Annotated in this window: 1 pseudogene; it reads left to right on the plus strand. The window is 39.4% G+C overall.

Features of this window, described 5'->3' with window-relative positions:
- Positions 1-431, plus strand: a pseudogene (locus HMPREF2887_RS10130) (IS3 family transposase); the annotation flags it as partial.

Here is a 431-nt window from a genome sequence, read left to right on the forward strand (position 1 = left end):
AAACGGAAGAAAACTTGGGAAGAAATGACAGAACTAGAGCGACTTCAGGAGGAGAATGAACGGTTACGTACTGAGGTGGCCTACCTAAAAAAGTTAAAAGAGTTAGAGGAAAGGGACGAAGCCTTAGAGCGAGAAAGGCAGAGACAGTTAGAGAAATGGTTTCAGGAGGATTTCGATTAGATTTACTTCTTGAAACAGCATGTTTAGCTCGCTCAACTTACTATTATCAATTGAAACAGCTGGATCAACCAGATAAGGATAAAGAGCTAAAGGATGAAATACAAGCCATTTATAATGAACATACAGGCAACTATGGCTATCGTCGAATCCATTTAGAATTAAGGAATCGCGGATTTGTGATTAATCATAAAAAGGTTCAACGTTTGATGAAAGTCCTTGGTTTAACGGCTCGAATTCGTCGCAAACGGAAG

This window comes from Streptococcus sp. HMSC071H03, assembly GCF_001813035.1.
In the GTDB taxonomy this organism is placed as follows: Bacteria; Bacillota; Bacilli; order Lactobacillales; family Streptococcaceae; genus Streptococcus; species Streptococcus anginosus.